The sequence below is a fragment of the Desulforapulum autotrophicum HRM2 genome (genome assembly GCF_000020365.1).
In the GTDB taxonomy this organism is placed as follows: domain Bacteria; phylum Desulfobacterota; class Desulfobacteria; order Desulfobacterales; family Desulfobacteraceae; genus Desulforapulum; species Desulforapulum autotrophicum.
Map to the genome: position 1 here is coordinate 3,338,063 of NC_012108.1, position 18,251 is coordinate 3,356,313.

Sequence of the window (18,251 nt, forward strand, 5' to 3'; positions counted from 1 at the left end):
TGTGTATGTCAAGCACTAAATCTCGATGAAACTCTTTAATTTACGACTTCGGGTCGGGTGACGAAGCTTTCTCAAGGCTTTGGCCTCTATCTGTCGAATTCTCTCCCTGGTCACGGTGAAATCCCGACCAACCTCTTCCAGGGTATGATCAGCCTTTTCTCCAATGCCAAACCGCATGCGAAGCACCTTTTCCTCCCTTGGGGTCAGCGTTGCCAACACCTTTCTTGTCTGTTCGGCAAGGTTGAGGTTAATGGCGGCCTCCGACGGCAGGGAAAATTTCTTGTCTTCAATAAAATCCCCAAGATGGCTGTCTTCCTCCTCGCCGATGGGGGTCTCAAGGGAGATGGGTTCCCGGGCAATCTTCAATACCCTCCTCACCTTGTCAAGGGGAATTTCCATCTTTTCTGCGATCTCCTCAGGGGAGGGTTCCTTGCCCATTTCCTGGACAAGATAGCGGGAAGTCCTGATGAGCTTATTAATGGTCTCAATCATGTGAACGGGAATCCGGATGGTCCTTGCCTGGTCGGCAATGGCCCGGGTGATGGCCTGGCGGATCCACCAGGTGGCATAGGTACTGAACTTATACCCCCGCCGGTACTCAAATTTGTCCACAGCCTTCATAAGCCCGATGTTTCCCTCCTGGATGAGATCCAGGAACTGGAGGCCCCGGTTGGTATATTTTTTTGCAATACTCACAACCAGCCGCAGGTTTGCCCGGACAAGCTCACTCTTGGCATACTTTGCCACCATTCTGCCCTTGTCGATCCCCTTGATGATCTTTTTAAGTGTGGCAGCATCCCCCTTGACATTATCCTTTCGAACGCTAATCTGTGCAGTGATGGCACACAGGTCCTGGTGAAGCACCCGGGCCCGGGCCTCGTCCATTTCAGAACGTTCCAGCACCCAGGCAACAAAGTCATCGTGATCCTCAAGCATATCAACCATGTCGTCCCTTCGGGCTTTAAACGATGCAGAGCAACGCTTCAACAGGTCATCCATGGTATCAAACCAGCGAATATTCGCCCGTATGCTCTTTTCTATCTTATCGACAACCCCGCTCTCAAACCGCCAGCATTTAAGAAGCTCATAGATCTTTTCATTTTTGCTGCGGATATCGTCCCTCATCTTGCGGACAGCCTGGGGCTCAAGACCACCGGCAAGGATCTGGGTTCTCTTCTCCTGGTTGAGAAGATGGAGTGCTTTAATCTCATCAAGACAGGCCAGAAACTTTTCAAGCTTGACCACCTCGTCGACCATACCGTCACCCTCATCCACATCCCTTAGAATGTGTTTGGGCCGAAGTCTGCTATCCTCAGGCCGGTTTTGCTGGGCCTCCATGCGCCCACCAAGGGAGAGAAGATGATCAACGGCAATGGGACTTGCCAGGAGTCCTTTGAGAACCTCCCTTTCACCCACCTCGATCTTTTTTGCAATCTCGATCTCACCCTCACGGCTGAGAAGCGTCACCATCCCCATCTCCCTGAGATACATCTTGACAGGGTCGGTAACCGTTCCGAATTCCATGTCGGCGGCCGTTGCCTTGCCAAACTTGGATTTTTTGCCAGGAGGGGCCTCGGAATCATCATCGCCGTCATCAGCACCATCATTCAGACGAGCCGACTTAACAACCTTTTTCACTTTTTTCTTCTTAGGCTTTTCCCCCTTGTCCGTGTCGATCAGATCAATTCCAAGCTGCTTGAACTTCACCATTATATCATCAATCTGATCCGAAGATTTCAAATTTTCCGAAATGGCCTCATTTATTTCGGCATAGGAGAGAGAACCCTCTTTTTTTCCCCGTTCAATCAGTTTCTTTAGTACTTCCTTAGAAACAGCTTTATTCTCCTGTGTTTCAACCGATTCTGCTGCCATAAAAAATGCCTCCAAAAGGCTTTTTATTATTCATAACCATGCAATTTCCGGATTTCTTTTTGACGCTTTTTTAAAAGTTCAAAAGGAAGCCGGGAATCACCGCCCTGTTCCGCTCTTCTTATCTGGTTTGCCAGGGTGTTTTCTGTTTTAACCCTCACCTTGACAATTCTTTTCATTAAAAAAACAGCTTTTTCCAGAACATCGCCTTCCAGGCCACCGTCCATCATGGCAAGGGAGGCCACAAGCTGTCGATCCTGATCATCTGCCATGGCAGCCATCAGATCGGCCGCCATCATCCCTTCGTTTCCATCTTGTTCCGCAACAATTCTGCCAATCCGCCGGAACCGTTCACAGTAGAAATGGTCCAGCACGCCCTGATTTAAGGCTTCACGCCCTACCTCGGGGTGTTGAATAATCATGGCAAGCATCTGCTCTTCCCTTCTATAAGATTCAAGTGTTTCGCCTGAATCATCCGGGTCAGATAAATCACCATTGCCAGGCAGGGACACGGGTTGCCCTCCCCCCTGGGTTGAAACCACATTGCGTACCCGCTCAAGAACGGCTGATTCATCAATCCCGAGCTGTTCGGCAAGCCCCCTCACATACAGGGATCTTGCCGCACTATCCTCAATCCGGGCAAGGGGCAGTTTCATCTCTTCAAGAACGGCAATCCGACCCTCAACGGAAGAACCATGTTTCTTCATGGCCGTATCTGTCAAGAAATCCATCACAGACATGGCCTGGTCTGCAGCCCGTTTAAAGGCATCTGCACCTTCTGAGTTGACAAAGGAATCCGGGTCATGTCCCTTGGGAAGCACCAGGATTCTTACATCAACACCTTCTGCGGCAAAGGTTGAAACGCATCTTTTTGCCGCATTAATACCTGCGTTGTCCGAGTCAAACACAAGAACCGCCCGGGTGGCAAAGCCTTTAAGCCGTCTGACATGATCAACCGTCAATGCCGTGCCAAGGCTTGCCACCGTGTTCTTTATTCCGTTCTGAAAAAGCGACAAAAAATCGAAATATCCTTCTACAATATAAACACAATCTACCTGTCTGCAATACTGCTTTGCAAGATGAAGCCCGTAAAGAATCTGCCCCTTGCTGTAAACAGGTGTCTCAGGAGAGTTTAAATATTTTGGCATGGAATCATCCATGACCCGACCTCCAAAGCCTGCCACCTGCATGTTCGTATCCACTATGGGAAAAACAATCCTGTTTCGGAACCGATCATAATACCCCTTTTTACCCCCCCTGTCAGATGCCCTTTCAAGGACTAACCCGGACTGTTCGGCCAGGTTTCGCCCCAGCTTGAGGTGTCTGAAAAACCGAACCATATCATCCCAGCGATCCTCTGCATAGCCAAGGGAAAAGGTATCAATGGTTTCAGGGGTGATTCCCCTGTCCCTCAAATAGTTTCTTGCCCCCTGGGCACCGGGACTGTCCGTAAGAAGCACCTTATAATGCTTCATCACAGCGGTATTGAGCCTCAGCAATTCCTCTTTAAGGGCAATCCGCCGTTTTCTTTCAGGGTCGACAGATCCCATTTCCACCACAATGTTATACCGAGCGGCAGCCATCTTGACTGCCTCTGGAAAGGAAATTCCGTGGTGCCGCATTAAAAAGGAGAACACATTTCCGCCGGCACTACACCCGAAACAGTGAAAAATCTGTTTTTCCGGGCTCACGGAAAACGACGGACTCTTTTCAGAATGGAACGGACACAGTCCAAAATAGTTTCTACCCGACTTTTTCAGGAGTACAACTTCAGATATGACCTCAACAATATCAGAGGCGTTTATGATCTCTGAAATTTTCTCCTGGGGAATTAACATTTAAAAAAGGGTGGCTCCAACCGGGTATTCAATTTATGAAACTATCAATCTAATAACTGACAACCAAATGTCAACACAGAATCAGAGAAGTCCCTTGCTTGAAAGGGTTCCGATAAACCCTTCATGGCGTTTGCAAGCCACATTCAAAGCCCGTCCAAGGGCCTTGAAGATCGACTCCAGTATATGATGTTCATTTTCACCATAGTCAACATTGATGTGAAGATTCAATCCCCCATGGACGCTGAAGGCCCTGAAAAATTCCCTGGCAAGATAGGCGTCAAAGGGGCCCTGGGAACGGATGGTTGACGGAAGATGGTACACAAGAAAGGGCCGATTGGAAAGATCCACATTCACCCGTGAAAAGGCCTCATCCATGGGAACAGCCCCCTGACCATATCTGCAGATACCCTCTCTTTTCCCCAGGGCCCGGGATAGGGCCTGACCCAGAACAATCCCAACATCTTCAACCGTGTGGTGGAAATCAACCTCAAGGTCCCCCCGGGCCCGGAGGGTCAGGTCAAAAAAACCGTGCACGGTGAAAAGAGTGAGCATATGGTCAAAAAACCCAATGCCCGTTGCAACGTCGGCTTTGCCAGATCCGTCAATCTGAAACCCTGCCTCAATCTCTGTCTCGTTTGTCCTGCGGTCTATTGTAGCTGCTCGTTCCATATAAAATTAGCCTTGCATATTCCCGGTTGCTGTTATATGTAATTGGTTCCAATAAAGAGTTCTGTCAGTTTAAGTGCGGATTTTTAAATTATACAATCATCACCCACCTGGTGTCAATAATTTTATGACCGTTTGCTTGATCGCGGCAGTGCTCTCTGCCCTTTTTTCATCACTCACCCCAAGGAGAACTTCCCATGTCAAAATCAGAAGATACAAAAAAAGCGGTAAAGAAAAAACCCCAGAAAACGGCCAAGGAAAAGAAAGAAGCTAAACGGGAAAAAAAGAAAACCCGATAACGGGAATGGTGAAACAAAAAAAACCAGGGTTATCCGTCATTGGTTGGAGAGAGTGGGTAGGCCTGCCAGATCTTGGCATCAAACGGATCAAGGCCAAAGTGGATACGGGCGCACGATCGTCATCCTTGCACGCCTTGCATCTTGAAATATTTGAACAGGATGGTGCAGACTGGGTGCGGTTCACGGTAATTCCCACCCAGAACAAAACAGACAGGCGTGTGGAAGTTACGGCCAGGGTGCTCGAGGTAAGATCCGTTCGCAGCTCAAGCGGTATTGCACAGTTGCGACCTGTCATTGTGACCAATGTGGAATTGCTCGGTGTCACCTGGCCCGTGGAACTCACCCTTGCCAACCGCTGTAACATGGGATTTCGCATGCTGCTTGGCCGGGAGGCGTTTCGAAGCCGCTTCCTTGTTGATGCGGGCAGATCCTACTACGGCGGAAAGCCCCCCAAAAAGGCCAAAACCACCTTTAAAAAACGCCCTTGTCCGGAAACAAAACAAAAAAAAACTGGACAGATATCTTAAGGAACCATATGAAACTTGCAATTCTATCGTGCAGCCCCAAATGTTACAGCACCCGTCGCCTCACGGAAGCGGCCGAACAACGGGGACACCAGGTCAAGGTGCTCAACACCCTCAAGTTCGCCATTGACCTTGAGCAGGGAAAGCCCGACCTTTATTTTCGCCAGAAACGTCTCTCTTCCTACGATGCGGTGCTGCCAAGGATTGGCTCATCCATCACCTATTTCGGTACAGCAGTCGTCCGCCAGTTTGAGCAGATGGATGTTTTCTGCGCCAATTCATCGGCCAGCATCTCAAACTCCAGGGACAAACTGCGCAGCCTCCAGATCCTGAGTCGACACCACATAGGCATCCCCCAAACCACCTTTGTCCGGGACAAAAAAGATGTACTTCCGGCAATCGAAAGGGTGGGCGGCGCCCCGGTAATTATCAAGCTCATAGAGGGGACCCAGGGGATCGGCGTGCTTCTGGCAGAATCGGTTTCATCTGCCGAAGCCATCATTGAGCTGCTCCAGAGCCAGAAACAGAGCGTGTTGATCCAGAAATTTGTCGCCGAAAGCAAGGGAAGGGATATCAGGGCCTTTGTGGTGGGCAATCAGGTGGTGGGTGCCATGCGCCGCGTTGCCCAGGGCCAGGAATTCCGCAGCAACGTTCACAGGGGCGGGCTTACCGAACCTGTCATTCTGGATGCCCTGTACCGCGAAACCGCCGTCCGGGCAGCCCAGATCATGGGCCTGAAAGTGGCCGGCGTTGACCTGCTCGAGGGCAAAAACGGCCCCCAGGTGGTGGAGGTAAATTCTTCTCCCGGGCTTGAGGGCATTGAAGCATGCACCCAGCTTGACATTGCAGGCGCCATTATCGACTATATTGCAGCCCAGATCGATTTTCCCGAAATAGACCTTCGCCAGCGCCTCACCGTAAGCCAGGGGTATGGGGTAGCAGAAATTTACATCCCCGTGGGCTCGGAATACATCGGCAAAACCATCCAGGAATCCCGACTCCGGGACAAGGACATCACCGTTCTGACCCGTTACCGGGGAACTACCGTCATTCCAAACCCCCGATCCAATCGCCAACTCCAGGCCGGTGACCGGCTCCTGTGCTTTGGCAAGCTTGACCTGATGCGGGATCTTATTCCGGCAAAGGTCCGCCGCAAACGCCGTCCAAAGGTCAAGGATCTGCCGGTTTTACCCGTGGCTGACGAAGTTTTCAAAGAGGGGAAATCAACCCCTCCCTCCATTTTTCCACAGGAAGCAGAGGAAGACTAACCGACCATGACACTTTCGCAAAATAAAAGATCCATTGACCAATGGTTTGACACACAGATCCTTCCGGGTTCCGCCCACAACGTCACCCTTGCCATGAGCGAAAGCTACACCGGCCTGCCCGTTGAGATCCCCATACACATTCGGCGTGCTGAAAAAGACGGCCCGGTAGTTTTTGTCACCGCAGCCCTGCACGGGGATGAAATCAACGGCACCGGTGCCGTTCGCCACCTGATCCAGGACGAAAGTTTCCACCTGGACCGGGGTGCCCTGATCCTTGTTCCGGTGCTCAACCTGCTGGCCTTTGACCGCCATTCAAGGTATCTGCCGGATCGTCGGGATTTAAACCGGTCGTTTCCAGGGTCCCCCAAGGGAAGCCTTGCAAGCCGCCTGGCAAGCACTATTTTTGAAGAGATTGTGTCCAGATGCGATTACGGCATTGACCTGCACACGGCCTCAACCCGGCGCACAAACTATCCCAACGTCAGGGGTGACCTGACCCAGGCCCCGGTTAAAAAGCTTGCCAAAGCCTTTGGTACTGAAATCATCCTCAACACAAAGGGTCCCCGGGGATCGTTTCGCAGGGAGGCCTGCCTTGCCGGATGCCCGACCATTATCATGGAGGGCGGCGAGGTGCTCAAGGTTGAACCAGGCATTGTAGAAACAATCGTGCGGGGCATAAAAAATGTCCTTCGAAGCCTGGACATGACCGACGGAAATCTTGAATCCCCCGATTATCAGATAATTATCAACAAATCAAAATGGATACGAGCCGAGCAGGGTGGTTTTTTGCAGTTCCACGTAAAGCCCGGCGACATCATCGAAAAGGGGGCACCCCTTGCTACCAACACGACCATTCTTGGCCAGGAACAAGAGACTGTTCATGCCCCGTTTAACTCGGTTGTGATGGGCATGACAAGCCTGCCGGCCATCAGCCCGGGAGAGCCCATCTGCAACCTGGGTCAGCTTCCCAGGGGGTCCAAACCGTCTGAACTTCGACGGATCAGGCTGGAAGACGACGGTCTTGAACAGCGGGTGTCTGAAGAGCTTGCATCCAGCGTTCTGGTTGTGGAACCACCCATGGAATAAAAAGCTATTCCTTTTTTTCCCTTGAAAAAAAGGTTACCCCTCTTATATTATCCTAATATTATGGGTATTGTTTATTTATCCGGTTTCAGGAGTTGAACCATGGCAGCCATTACCCCTTCCCAGGGCGTTCCCACAAATGGTTTTGTTCAATCTTTTCCGCCCTCTTCCATGGGGGGAGAAAAGTCAGCAGAGGGTGCCACCCCTGCTTCCTCCGCCAGCAGGGAACAGGAAGAACAGCAATCCCAATCCGGGGAAACATCACCAGCCAGCACCCAAGCCCTTACGGAAAGGGATCTAAAGCTCATCCAGGAATTAAAGAAAGCAGATACCGAGGTTAGAGCCCATGAAATGGCCCACATTGCAGCAGGTGGCCAATATATCACCTCAGGGGCAAAGCTCGAATACCAACGGGGTCCAGACGGCGTAAACTATGCCGTTGCAGGCGAAGTCTCCATCGACACCTCGGCCATTCCAGGCGATCCAAGGGCCACAGCCCAAAAAATGCAAAGAATTAAGGCCGCAGCCCTGGCACCGGCATCCCCATCGGCCCAGGATCGAAAAGTTGCTGCCAGTGCCACAGCACTTGCAGCAAAGGCAGCTGCTGAAATCATGGCCCTGGTGACGGCCCAGAGCAGCGCCAGTGCAAAGGATGGCACTGCAACTGCCCACGGCACCGGTACCGCTGCAACAGCCTATGCCAACATGGCATCAGAAACGCCTTCCAGGGGAACAGGGATAAATATCAGCGCATGATCTGATGCCGGACGTTTTTTATATGAAACTCGTTTCGACCGGCAGGCGGAAACGGGTGTTACCCTTCTCTTATTCTCGCAGGCCGTCCATGGCCTGCTCCGAGGGAAATGGCAACTCCTTGGACCTCGTGTCCACCGTTGCCATTTAATCCGTTCAGGGCAACACCCGTTCCCGCCTGCCTACTACTGTCGAGTTTCATGCTTCGTTGTGTCTGCCAGGACATGTGGGTTTATAAGAAACTCTTGTCGAAACATCATTGTGAAAGTCTCGACTTTAGAGCCCTCTTTGGTTTCCCTGACCGGAACATTGTAAACCAAAGGGGTTAGGATTTTTGCCCTTCCAGGCGTTAAGAAGCGCAGACTGTTTGAGGACTTTAGCCCGCAGTTCCTGCGCTTTAGTCTGGAAGGGCAAAAACCCCCCCGACGTTTACCGTTCCGGTCAGGGTAACCAAAGAGGGCGGAATGGTACTATTGCCAGCCCTGTATCATCGTGTTTCATGCTTCGTTGTGTCCGCCAGGACATGTGGGTTATATGAAACACTCACCAAAGCATTATCAATGAAGGTGTTTCAAAATTCGTTGAGGCCAGAGTCATACCTCGCTCCGGCCGTGCCGGTTATTTTATCAGCTTTACAATTTTCTTGAATGCCTCACCCTGGGCTTCCTTCATCAGCTCAAAAAGAATCATCTCACAGCTGGTTGCAACACCGCCTGCATCCCGGATACGCTGGATGCCCAGATCCTTGTTGGCTTTAGTACGTGAAGAGACGCAATCGGTTACGATCTGAACCTCACATCCTTTCTGAATGAGATCCCGCCCTGTCTGGTATACGCAAATATGGGACTCGATGCCAGTGAGGAGCACCTGGTTGCGGCCGAGGGTTTCAAACCGCCGGGTGAATTCAGGGTTGAGAAGACAGCTGAAGCTGTGCTTTGCAATGGGGGTACTGCCCGCCATGATTTCCGCGATTTCAGGGGTTGTACTGCCAAGCTTGTCAGGCAGCTGTTCCATCCAGACCACTGGAATATCAAGAATTTCCATCCCCTTTAACAAATTTTTAAGGCTGGTAAAAAGTTCATTTCTTTCATACATCATCTCGGCAAGTCTGCCCTGGACATCAATAAGCAGCAGAACGGTACGATCAATTTCAAACATGGTATCCCCCTGTGGTTATCGGTTAAACCCTGAGCGTTCCCCTGATCTGGGAAAGTCGCGCAATCTTTTTTCTCTGCATGAATTGTCTGATTCCCTTTACGATTCTTAACGGGGCGTCGGGATCAGCCAGGGTGGCCGTTCCCACCTGGACGGCAGTTGCTCCGGCAATGATAAACTCCAGGGCATCTTTTGCCGTCATGATCCCCCCGATACCGATGACCGGCACCTTTACCACCTTTGCCACCTGCCATACCATTCTCAAGGCCACAGGTTTAATGGCAGGCCCTGAAAGCCCGCCCGTTATATTTGCAAGCATGGGACTTGCAGTTTCAGCGTCAATTGCAAGCCCGGTCAAGGTATTTATCAGGGAAATCGAGTCAGCCCCGCCCCTTTCTACGGCAAGGGCGATGGTTGTAATATCTGTCACATTGGGACTGAGCTTTACCATGACATGCTTTGAGGTTGATTGCCTGACCCCCTGGACCACCTCCAGAGCAGCTTCTGGATCAACACCAAAGGCTGCGCCCCCGGCCGAAACATTGGGGCAGGAGATATTTACCTCAACGCCTGTTATTCCAGGAAGATTGTCTATGATTGCGGCAAGCTGTGCATACTCTTCAGCGGTTTTTCCGTAGATGTTGGCAAATACGGGGCAGGTGAGCTTCTGGAGAAAGGGGAGTTTGTCTCGGATAAAACCTTCAATTCCCACATTTTCAAGACCCACGGCGTTTAAAAGACCGCCCGGGGTTTCAACCACCCTTGGCATGGGATTTCCCGTGGAGGGCTTTAACGACACTCCCTTTACCACAATGCCACCAAGGGCATTAAGGTCGATCAAATCCTTATACTCTGCCCCATATCCAAATGTCCCCGAGGCTGTGATCACAGGGTTTTCAAGCTGAACCCCATTGATGTCGACACCTGTATTCATTGTATTCCTTTTTTCCCTAACTTACCGAAGCGTACTGTAGTACGTGAGGCCCGATTTATAATTTGCTAACTTTGTGAAACAACGCAGCAAAGGGGTGAGTTTTCGTTCAAACACTATATAATGCCGGCCAAAGAGGCCTTAACCCAGCCCACCTTATCCTTTGAAAATGAAATTCTCAGAAACGCCTTTTCTGCCCGTTCCACCCGCACCTTTGTTCCGGCGTGGAGAATAAAAAGTTCGGTCGCCTCGTCCGAATATCCTGATCGTACCGGGGCCCCATCGGCAAGGATGATGGCCTGGGACTGTGCATATTGGTGATAATAGTTAAAAAATGCCGTTGCAACGACCACAACCGATAAAACACAAAGGATCGAACCAACAAGGGTAAACACCCTTTTTCTCCGAAACATGCGAACCCCTATATGGACAACAAAACAGAACCACAAAAAAACAGCACCATAGGCGACCGTTCCTATAGGCAGATAATTGTCCCAGAAAAAAATGAGCGACAGGATATCAATATTTCGTTCTGGCGCAACATCCGTGACAAGGCCCCTTGCATGGTCAAGGTTGTATCTAAGGTCCGGATCCCGGGGCGTCAGTTTCACGGCCCGCTCATACCAGAGGATGGCATGGCCAAGGTCTCCTGCCTTTAAACAGGCGTTGCCGATATTGTAGTATAACTGGCCATTTTTAATACCATTGGCAGCAACTTTTTCAAATGCGACGGCTGCTTCTTGAAACTGCCCGGCCTTATACAGGTTAACCCCCTGTAGAAAAAGGGTCCCGGAATCATCGGCCCGGCCCGGCCCGGGCACAGCAGCAAAAAAGCCCAGGCAGACAATGCAAAGGGCAAGTTGTTTGACCCGCTGGAGGAGATTTTTTTTCAGATTTGAATCAAACAACGCACCACCATACCGGGCCGATTCAATGTCGTGGAGCATGGCTATGGCCGCTTGTATCTGCCTGTCATTGCAACCTGCACCTGACAGGATCTGTGAAATTTCCCCGGCAGTTATGGTCTCTCCAGGCAGTTTGCCCCTGGAACGCACCTTTGCAACCAGGGCCATATAAAGATTACGAAGAAAGTCTTGATCCGGCAAATTCTTTGTCCCGGCGGTTTTAAGAGCTTGCCTTGCCTTTCGTTCCATGAGAGAGGCAAAGGATTCCTCTTTTTTGAAGAAATTATTTGCGACCCGGAAAACGAGCAGTAAAACAAGCGGCAGTGCAAGAAGCAGGACAAAGCGATTTAAAGAAAGGGATCTTTGGGCAACGAGCACCCCGGCTCCCTCCTTCAGGGCAAGGATATCGTCGCCAATGAATTCAACCGCCTGTTTTTTAACCTCTTCTTCGGCTTTTTTTGCGGACGCCTGGGTTACAGGGGTGTCCCCTGGGGCAGCAGACTCAACGGTAAGGGAAAATCCAGGGGTTGAAAGGGTCTCATAATCTTGTGTGTCAATATTAAAATATGTGAGCGTAACCGGTTCAATGGAAAATTCTCCCGGTGCCACGGGAACGATTGCCTGCTTAAATGTCTTGTCCCCCTTATATCCCTCCTGGGTAAGGGTGATTTTCTCCTGGGGAACATCCTCGTAAACCTTGAACGAGTCGGGCAGGTTCACCACCGGGATTGGGGCATCCATGACGTTTCCCGTTCCAGAAACTGTCACCGTCAGGGTGACCGAATCCCCTGCTCGCACAGATGTGCGGTCAAGTCCGGCCCCAAGGCTGAAATGGCCCACAAGCCCTGAAAAATTCACCCCTTTTCCAGGAACCGGCATGGGCTTGACCGTTACCTGGAACGAATCTGTTGCAAACCGCCGGGTTTCATGGCGGCCCATGGAAAAGAGGCGATTACCAAAAAATGGATCATTAAACGGGCTGTTCTGACCGGCAACCGGTATGTCACAGGTCACAATTGAGGGTTCGATTTCAAGGGTTCCCGGTTTTTCCGCAACAAGGACATAAGTCAGTTCCGTGACCGTGTAGGAACGGCCGTTCACGGTCTCGTTAAAACTTTCCTGGTCAGGGGCCTGCTTGACGGAAAACCCCTTGAACTCCGGATGGGCAAGACGGGGATTTGCTACCTGCACGGCGCTGTAGAGTCTGAAAGTATAAATTGCCTGCTGACCGGGCACCAGGGTTGTACGCGAAAGGGTTGAACGTGCAAAAACATCCCTGGAAGCGGTCTGGGTCACCTGGCCCTTGACAACCTCAACCCGGATTTCATCGGTGTAGGCGATCTCCCCGTCAAGGGTCACCGGCAGGGGAGGAATGGTCAAGGTGCCAGGCTGTTCCGCCGTGAGCAGGTATTGATGGGTCACGCTCCTAGAATATGCTCCGTTAATGATGCTCACGCTGGTACTGGTCCCCCTTGGCACCACTTTAAACCCCTTGATAACCGAAGTATCCACAAGGGCGTCACCGCCCTTGACAATCACGTTGAGGGTCAGGGAACGATCCTGGGAGATCTGGTTTGCATCAACCTGGGCTTCGACTGAAAAACCGAACACCCGGGCCGGAATGGCCACCAGCAATAGGACACAAAGAACGAACTTTTTAATCCTGATTCCATATTGGGTTTGAGCAATTATTTGAAACATTTTTTTACCAGTCCTTGGTCACCGTGCCACCGCCGTAAGCCGGCATCATGGCCCGTCCTGGTTTATCCTTGAGACGGTTAAGCATCCGTTCACGGGATTGAATGTCTTGTTGTCCAGGGCTTTGGTCCTCTTTCACCTGCCCTTTTTCCTGGGATGGTGAACCATCGGGTTTGCGGTCCTGATCCTTGGGAGGTTCTTTCTTCTGTCCCGGATCTTGCTGACCCTGATCTTGCGGGTCTTGGTTCTGTTGATCTTGACTCTGCTGTTCCTTGTTCCTTTGATCCTTATTTTTCTGGTCTTGGCTTTGCTGATCCTTTTTCTGCTGATCCTTGTTCTGTTGATCTCTGTTCTGCTGGTCCTTGTTCTGCTGGTCCTTGTTCTGCTGCTCTTCAAGTTTTTTCTTTACAAATTCAAGATTCTCCCTGGCCTCCTTGTCTTCCGGTGAAAGGGAGACAAGCTCCTCATAGGCCTTTATGGCGGCCTTCAGGTTGCCTGAACGATACAGGGCATTGCCAAGATTGTAAATAGCCTTGGGTTTAAGGCCAGGGTCATCGGTCTGGCGTGCCCGGGTGAAATTTTTAACAGCAGCATCAAAATCTCCCTTTTTATAGGCAGCCCCGCCGATATTGTAATAAAGTTCAGCCATGTCCGGCCGATCCAGCTGGGCATCGATAAAATGTTTTTCCGCCTGGTCATAATCGCCTGCATCATAGGCTTTAATCCCGTTTTTAACGCTTGCTGACGCATCGGCATGGCAGACACCGGAATTAAGGATAAAAAAGGCTGGAACAAGAACGGCCGAAAAAAAGATCCCCCTGCGGTTGTTTTCGAGCATCATTTCTATCATGAGCAGAAGAATCCCAGGGATGAGCAGCCATTGAAATCTGTTCTCCCACACCTTTTGCCTGCCGCTCTTGAGGGTCTTTTTTTCCATTCTTCCCAGAATCTCCTGATCGTAGATCCGGTCAAGATCCATGTCCCCTGCAACGGAACGGACATAAACGCCCTGGGTCATGGCAGCTATTTTTTTAAGGGCTGGCTCGTCCACCCGTGAAATGATGATCTTGCCTGACCGGTCCTTTTTAAACCCGCCGGCACTGTCTGGAACCGGAGCCCCTTCCGGGCTGCCAACACCGATACAGAAAATTTTAACCCCCTGATCAGCCGCTTTTTTTGCCATTTCAATGGAATCACCAGTGGTGTTCTCCCCGTCGGTGATGAGAATAATGGCCTTTTCAGACTCTACCTCCTTTTCAAACCCGTTGAGGGCAGTTTCAATGGCGCCGCCAAGATCCGTTCCGCCCACGGGAAGATAATCGGGTTCAAGGGCGTTCAAAAAAAGATTAAAGGCACTGTGGTCAAGGGTCAAGGGGCATTGAAGGATGGCTCGGCCGGCAAAGGCCACAAGCCCTGCCCTGTCGGACTGGATCATCCCCATGAGATCAATGATCTCCCGCTTTGCCCGTTCGAGCCGGGTGGGCTTGATATCCTGGGCCAGCATGCTCCTGGAACAGTCAAGGCAGATCATGATGTCAACCCCCTTTTGTTCAACCGTCTGCCACCTGAACCCCGCAAGGGGGCCGCTCAGGGCACCCACAAGGCAGAAAAGGACAAGGGTGATCAAAACGATCCGGGCCCATCGAATTCCAGGGTTTATGCCGGGGGCAATGGTTTCAAGGGCTTTGGGTGCAGCAAACCGGGCCAGGATCCTGGCCCTTTTCAGGTTGCCGTAAACCATGACCCCGACAAGCAAAACAACGAGCCAGACAAGATAGAGCATATGGGGATTGGAAAGCTTCATCTTAAATTTTATGGAATCCTCAATAATCTAGTATTTGAAAGAACAACAAAACAAGAGAGTAGTGCCAGACCGGCCCCTGCAAACCAGAAGTAGAGATCATCATACTCAGCAAAGGTTTTGACCTCAACCTCGGTCTTTTCAAGGGAATCGATCATGTCGTAGATTTTTTTCAAAGAATCCGTATCAGCCGCTGCAAAAAAAGCTCCCCCGGTCTTGTCGGCTATTTCCTTCAAAGCTTCATGGTCCATGTCCACCATCTGGTAGACATACCGCTGGCCAAACAATGGATCATTCACCAGAAAAGGTGCCTTACCCCGCTGCCCGACCCCGATGGTATAAACCTTTACTCCACGTTCTCTTGCAATGTCAGCGGCGGCCCCCGGGGTGATCTCACCGCTGTTGCTCTTGCCGTCGGTGAGCAGAATAACGATGTTGGATTTACTCTTGACGTCTTCAAGGCGTTTAAGGGAAATACCCATGGCATCCCCAATGGCCGTGCTCGGCCCTGCTGCACCAATTTTAAGGCGTGACAGAACAAAAGCAATGGTATCGTAATCCCGGGTTAAGGGCATCTGGGTAAAGGCCTCGGACCCAAACACCACCATGCCGATCCTGTCACCACTGCGTTTCATGATAAAATCCTTGACAACATTTTTAACCGCATCAAGTCGATTAACAATGGCGCCGTCCAGCTTGAAATCAAGGGCCGCCATGCTCTTGGAAAGATCCAGGGCCAGTATGATGTTTATTCCCTCTGTCTTGACGTTCATCTTTCTGGTACCCCATTGGGGCCGCGCCAGGGCAATGATTAAAAGGACAAGGGCACAGTACTTGATCAGGGGCAGCAGCTTTGAAACCATCAGTGCAGGGGTTGTCAACGACTCCTTGAACATGGAGAGATCTGATATTTTGATGCTGACCGGGTTTGATCGTTTTGAACGGAACACAATGACCAGGGGGACAAAGAGCATGAGGGACAAAAACCCCGGGGAGGCAAACCTAAACATCTTTTTCCTCCACGGTCGTTTCCTCGTTTTTTTCCCCAACCCGGGTGACGAAGGTTCTGACAAAGGCAAGATGCCCCTTCATCATTGGGGACGAAGGCACCTGGCCTGCATACTTAATCATATCTGCACAGAGCAGGAACTCCCGGGTGTCAGCGAACAGTCCCCTGTCAAGACCAACCTCCCTGAGGGCTGAGGTCAGCTCCTGGGTGTTCATCTCCAAAGCCTTGATTTTAAACGCTTTGCCAATGAACCGTTTGATAATTTCAGTAAGCCGGAAGTAGTAATACCTTGGGTGGGTCACCATGAGATCATCCAGGCAGCCCAACTCGCTCAGGGCCGTTTCCAGGGGAGGAAGGGGCATGGGAAGCATCAGCAGGTTCGTGCCGGGTCCCGACTTTTTTCGCCTGAGGTATCGGTAAACCAACAGGGCCACACACACCAGAAGCATCAAGGCCAGGGCAATCAGCGCAACCTTCAGGAAAAACGGGTCCATCCCCACCTGAACCGGGGGTCTGATATCATGGATATCCTGCATCTATCTTATCCGCCTTTCCCTGCGCCTGAAGTAGCGTTGAAGGGTATCTGACACAGGGGCATCGGTTTTGAGCTCAATACAGTCAACCTTGTTTTTCTTGAGCGTCTCAAGAATGATATTATAACGGGCATATTTCCGGTCCCGGTACAAGGTCCGAGTCGCCTTGTTTGATGCGTCCAGGAGAACCATATTTCCGGTTTCAAAGCAGGAGAGGGTCACAATTCCCTGGCCCGGAAGTTCAAAATCGCCGTCATCGCAGAGGAGAATCGCAATCAGTTCATGGCGCGGAACAACACACCTGAGGCGCTTGTCAAAGTTTACGTCCAGAAGATCAGAGATCATGAAGGTGGTGGTTCTTTTCCTTGACACCCGGGCGAGAAAATCCAGGGCTGCAGAAATATCAGTACCCCGGCCCTGGGGAACAAAGGTAAATATCTCCTTGATCAGACGCCACACATGGCCCGTGCCCTTTTTTGGGGGGATATACTTCTCCACCTGGTCTGTAAAAAAGATAACGCCCACCTTATCGTTGTTTTTAATGGCGGAAAAGGCAAGAACCGAGGCCACTTCAGCAGCCTTTTCAAGTTTAAGGCCGGAAAAGGTCCCAAACCCCTGGGAGGCACTCATGTCAATGACAAGCATAACCACACTTTCCCGCTCTTCCCTGTACAGCTTGATAAACGGGCGGCCAAGCCTTGCCGACACCTTCCAGTCAATGGACTTGATCTCGTCTCCGGGCGTGTACTCCCTTACCTCCTCAAACTCGATGCCCGACCCCCTGAAAACAGATCGATACTGCCCAGCCATGGCCGTATTGACCGAGCGTCGGCTCTTGATGTGAACCCGCTTTATCTTTTTTATTATCTCGCCGGGAATCATAAAACCTAGGGCACCTCAACAAAATCAAACACTGTTTTTATGATTTCGTCGGTTGTGACATCTTCAGCTTCGGCCTCAAACGAAAGAATGATTCTATGGCGCAAAACGTCTGGCGCAGCAATTTTAATATCCTGGGGAGTCACATAGGCCCTTCCCTGGAGAAAAGCCCTTACCCGGGCCGCCTGGGCCAGAAATATCGTGGCCCTGGGCGAGGCCCCGAATTGAACATATTCGGCAATCTTCATCCCATATTTCTGGGGTTGCCGGGTGGCAAGGACAAGGTCGACAATGTACTCTTTCAGCTTATCATCAACGTATATCTGCCGGACCAGACCCGCCATCTGTTCAATCCGGGCCGTATCCATAACCGCTTCAACCGGATCCTTGACACTGAAACCGGATTTATTGAGAATATCAAGTTCCTGGCTTCGGTCAGGATAGTCGATGATAATTTTAAGCATGAAACGATCCACCTGGGCCTCTGGAAGCGGATAGGTCCCCTCCTGTTCAATGGGATTCTGGGTGGCAAGAACCAGAAAAGGCTTTGGAAGCACATAGGTGGTGTCGCCGATGGTCACCTGGTTCTCCTGCATGGCCTCCAAAAGGGCCGACTGCACCTTTGACGGTGCCCTGTTGATCTCGTCGGCAAGGATGATGTTATTGAACAGCGGTCCCTTTCTTGTGACAAAATCCCCGGTTTTGGGTCGATAAATCTCGGTACCAATGAGATCAGCCGGTAAAAGGTCTGGGGTAAACTGAATACGCTTGAACCTAGCCTGTATGGTTGAGGCAAGGGCTTTGACGGCACTTGTCTTGGCAAGTCCAGGAACACCCTCAATGAGAATATGACCGCTGGATAAAATTCCGGCCAGAAGCCCGTCCACAAGGTCTGTCTGACCGACCAACTCTTTTGCTATTTCCTGTCGTATTCTGTTGATAAGCTGATGCTGTTCTTGAATCTCTTTTTTAAGTTGCTCCATAGTTCCCCGGCAGTATAGGCAATTGATGCTGTTGTATAATTTCGAGGCTAATATATT

Annotated in this window: 16 protein-coding genes; 4 read left to right on the top strand and 12 right to left on the bottom strand. The window is 50.9% G+C overall.

The annotated features are described in order from the left end of the window. Positions 1 to 15 precede the first annotated feature (15 nt). The 3 genes from rpoD to hisB form a co-directional block, all read right to left on the bottom strand. Positions 16 to 1,872: an RNA polymerase sigma factor RpoD gene (gene rpoD / locus HRM2_RS14525; RefSeq protein WP_015904787.1), complete on the bottom strand. Its 1,857-nt coding sequence runs from the start codon at positions 1,870 to 1,872 to the stop codon at positions 16 to 18. Positions 1,873 to 1,898: 26 nt separating this feature from the next. Further along, the gene (dnaG, locus tag HRM2_RS14530) at positions 1,899 to 3,707 is read right to left on the bottom strand and encodes a DNA primase (RefSeq protein ID WP_015904788.1); all 1,809 of its coding nucleotides are present in this window, start codon (positions 3,705 to 3,707) and stop codon (positions 1,899 to 1,901) included. Positions 3,708 to 3,788: 81 nt separating this feature from the next. After that, a complete protein-coding gene (gene hisB / locus HRM2_RS14535) occupies positions 3,789 to 4,376 on the bottom strand; it encodes an imidazoleglycerol-phosphate dehydratase HisB (RefSeq protein ID WP_041273286.1) in 588 nt (195 codons plus the stop codon). A gap of 301 nt (positions 4,377 to 4,677) precedes the next feature. Here hisB and HRM2_RS14540 point away from each other — a divergent pair, with 301 nt between their 5' ends. The 4 genes from HRM2_RS14540 to HRM2_RS14555 all read left to right on the top strand — a co-directional run bounded on the left by HRM2_RS14540 (position 4,678) and on the right by HRM2_RS14555 (position 8,303). Further along, on the top strand, positions 4,678 to 5,199 hold the full coding sequence (locus tag HRM2_RS14540) for an ATP-dependent zinc protease family protein (RefSeq protein ID WP_015904791.1): 522 nt from the start codon (positions 4,678 to 4,680) through the stop codon (positions 5,197 to 5,199). A gap of 8 nt (positions 5,200 to 5,207) precedes the next feature. After that, a complete protein-coding gene (locus HRM2_RS14545) occupies positions 5,208 to 6,464 on the top strand; it encodes a RimK family alpha-L-glutamate ligase (protein ID WP_015904792.1) in 1,257 nt (418 codons plus the stop codon). 6 nt (positions 6,465 to 6,470) lie between these two features. Beyond that, the gene (locus HRM2_RS14550; protein ID WP_015904793.1) at positions 6,471 to 7,550 is read left to right on the top strand and encodes a succinylglutamate desuccinylase/aspartoacylase family protein; all 1,080 of its coding nucleotides are present in this window, start codon (positions 6,471 to 6,473) and stop codon (positions 7,548 to 7,550) included. Between the two features lie 99 nt (positions 7,551 to 7,649). Then, positions 7,650 to 8,303, top strand: a complete 654-nt coding sequence (locus tag HRM2_RS14555) for a putative metalloprotease CJM1_0395 family protein (RefSeq protein ID WP_015904794.1) — start codon at positions 7,650 to 7,652, stop codon at positions 8,301 to 8,303. A gap of 58 nt (positions 8,304 to 8,361) precedes the next feature. Here HRM2_RS14555 and HRM2_RS27725 read toward each other — a convergent pair whose 3' ends face one another. The 9 genes from HRM2_RS27725 to HRM2_RS14595 all read right to left on the bottom strand — a co-directional run bounded on the left by HRM2_RS27725 (position 8,362) and on the right by HRM2_RS14595 (position 18,194). Next, positions 8,362 to 8,502, bottom strand: a complete 141-nt coding sequence (locus tag HRM2_RS27725; protein ID WP_232364033.1) for a hypothetical protein — start codon at positions 8,500 to 8,502, stop codon at positions 8,362 to 8,364. A 416-nt stretch (positions 8,503 to 8,918) separates the two neighbouring features. Beyond that, a complete protein-coding gene (locus HRM2_RS14560) occupies positions 8,919 to 9,458 on the bottom strand; it encodes an isochorismatase family protein (protein WP_015904795.1) in 540 nt (179 codons plus the stop codon). 22 nt (positions 9,459 to 9,480) lie between these two features. Continuing rightward, complete coding sequence (locus HRM2_RS14565) at positions 9,481 to 10,389, bottom strand: dihydroorotate dehydrogenase (protein WP_015904796.1); 909 nt, start codon at positions 10,387 to 10,389, stop codon at positions 9,481 to 9,483. A gap of 113 nt (positions 10,390 to 10,502) precedes the next feature. Continuing rightward, positions 10,503 to 12,992 (bottom strand): BatD family protein, encoded by a 2,490-nt coding sequence (locus HRM2_RS14570; protein WP_015904797.1) that lies wholly within the window; start codon positions 12,990 to 12,992, stop codon positions 10,503 to 10,505. Between the two features lie 4 nt (positions 12,993 to 12,996). Then, a complete protein-coding gene (locus HRM2_RS14575) occupies positions 12,997 to 14,793 on the bottom strand; it encodes a VWA domain-containing protein (protein WP_015904798.1) in 1,797 nt (598 codons plus the stop codon). A gap of 8 nt (positions 14,794 to 14,801) precedes the next feature. Beyond that, positions 14,802 to 15,800: a vWA domain-containing protein gene (locus HRM2_RS14580; RefSeq protein WP_015904799.1), complete on the bottom strand. Its 999-nt coding sequence runs from the start codon at positions 15,798 to 15,800 to the stop codon at positions 14,802 to 14,804. Continuing rightward, entirely contained in the window at positions 15,793 to 16,335 is a 543-nt protein-coding gene (locus tag HRM2_RS14585) for a hypothetical protein (RefSeq protein ID WP_015904800.1), read from the bottom strand. The genes HRM2_RS14580 and HRM2_RS14585 overlap by 8 nt, the downstream gene beginning before the upstream one ends. Then, positions 16,336 to 17,214 carry a DUF58 domain-containing protein gene (locus tag HRM2_RS14590; protein ID WP_015904801.1) on the bottom strand — a complete coding sequence of 293 codons (879 nt, stop codon included), beginning with the start codon at positions 17,212 to 17,214 and terminating at the stop codon, positions 16,336 to 16,338. It lies immediately after the preceding gene. Positions 17,215 to 17,219: 5 nt separating this feature from the next. Next, on the bottom strand, positions 17,220 to 18,194 hold the full coding sequence (locus HRM2_RS14595) for an AAA family ATPase (protein ID WP_015904802.1): 975 nt from the start codon (positions 18,192 to 18,194) through the stop codon (positions 17,220 to 17,222). Positions 18,195 to 18,251 lie beyond the last annotated feature (57 nt).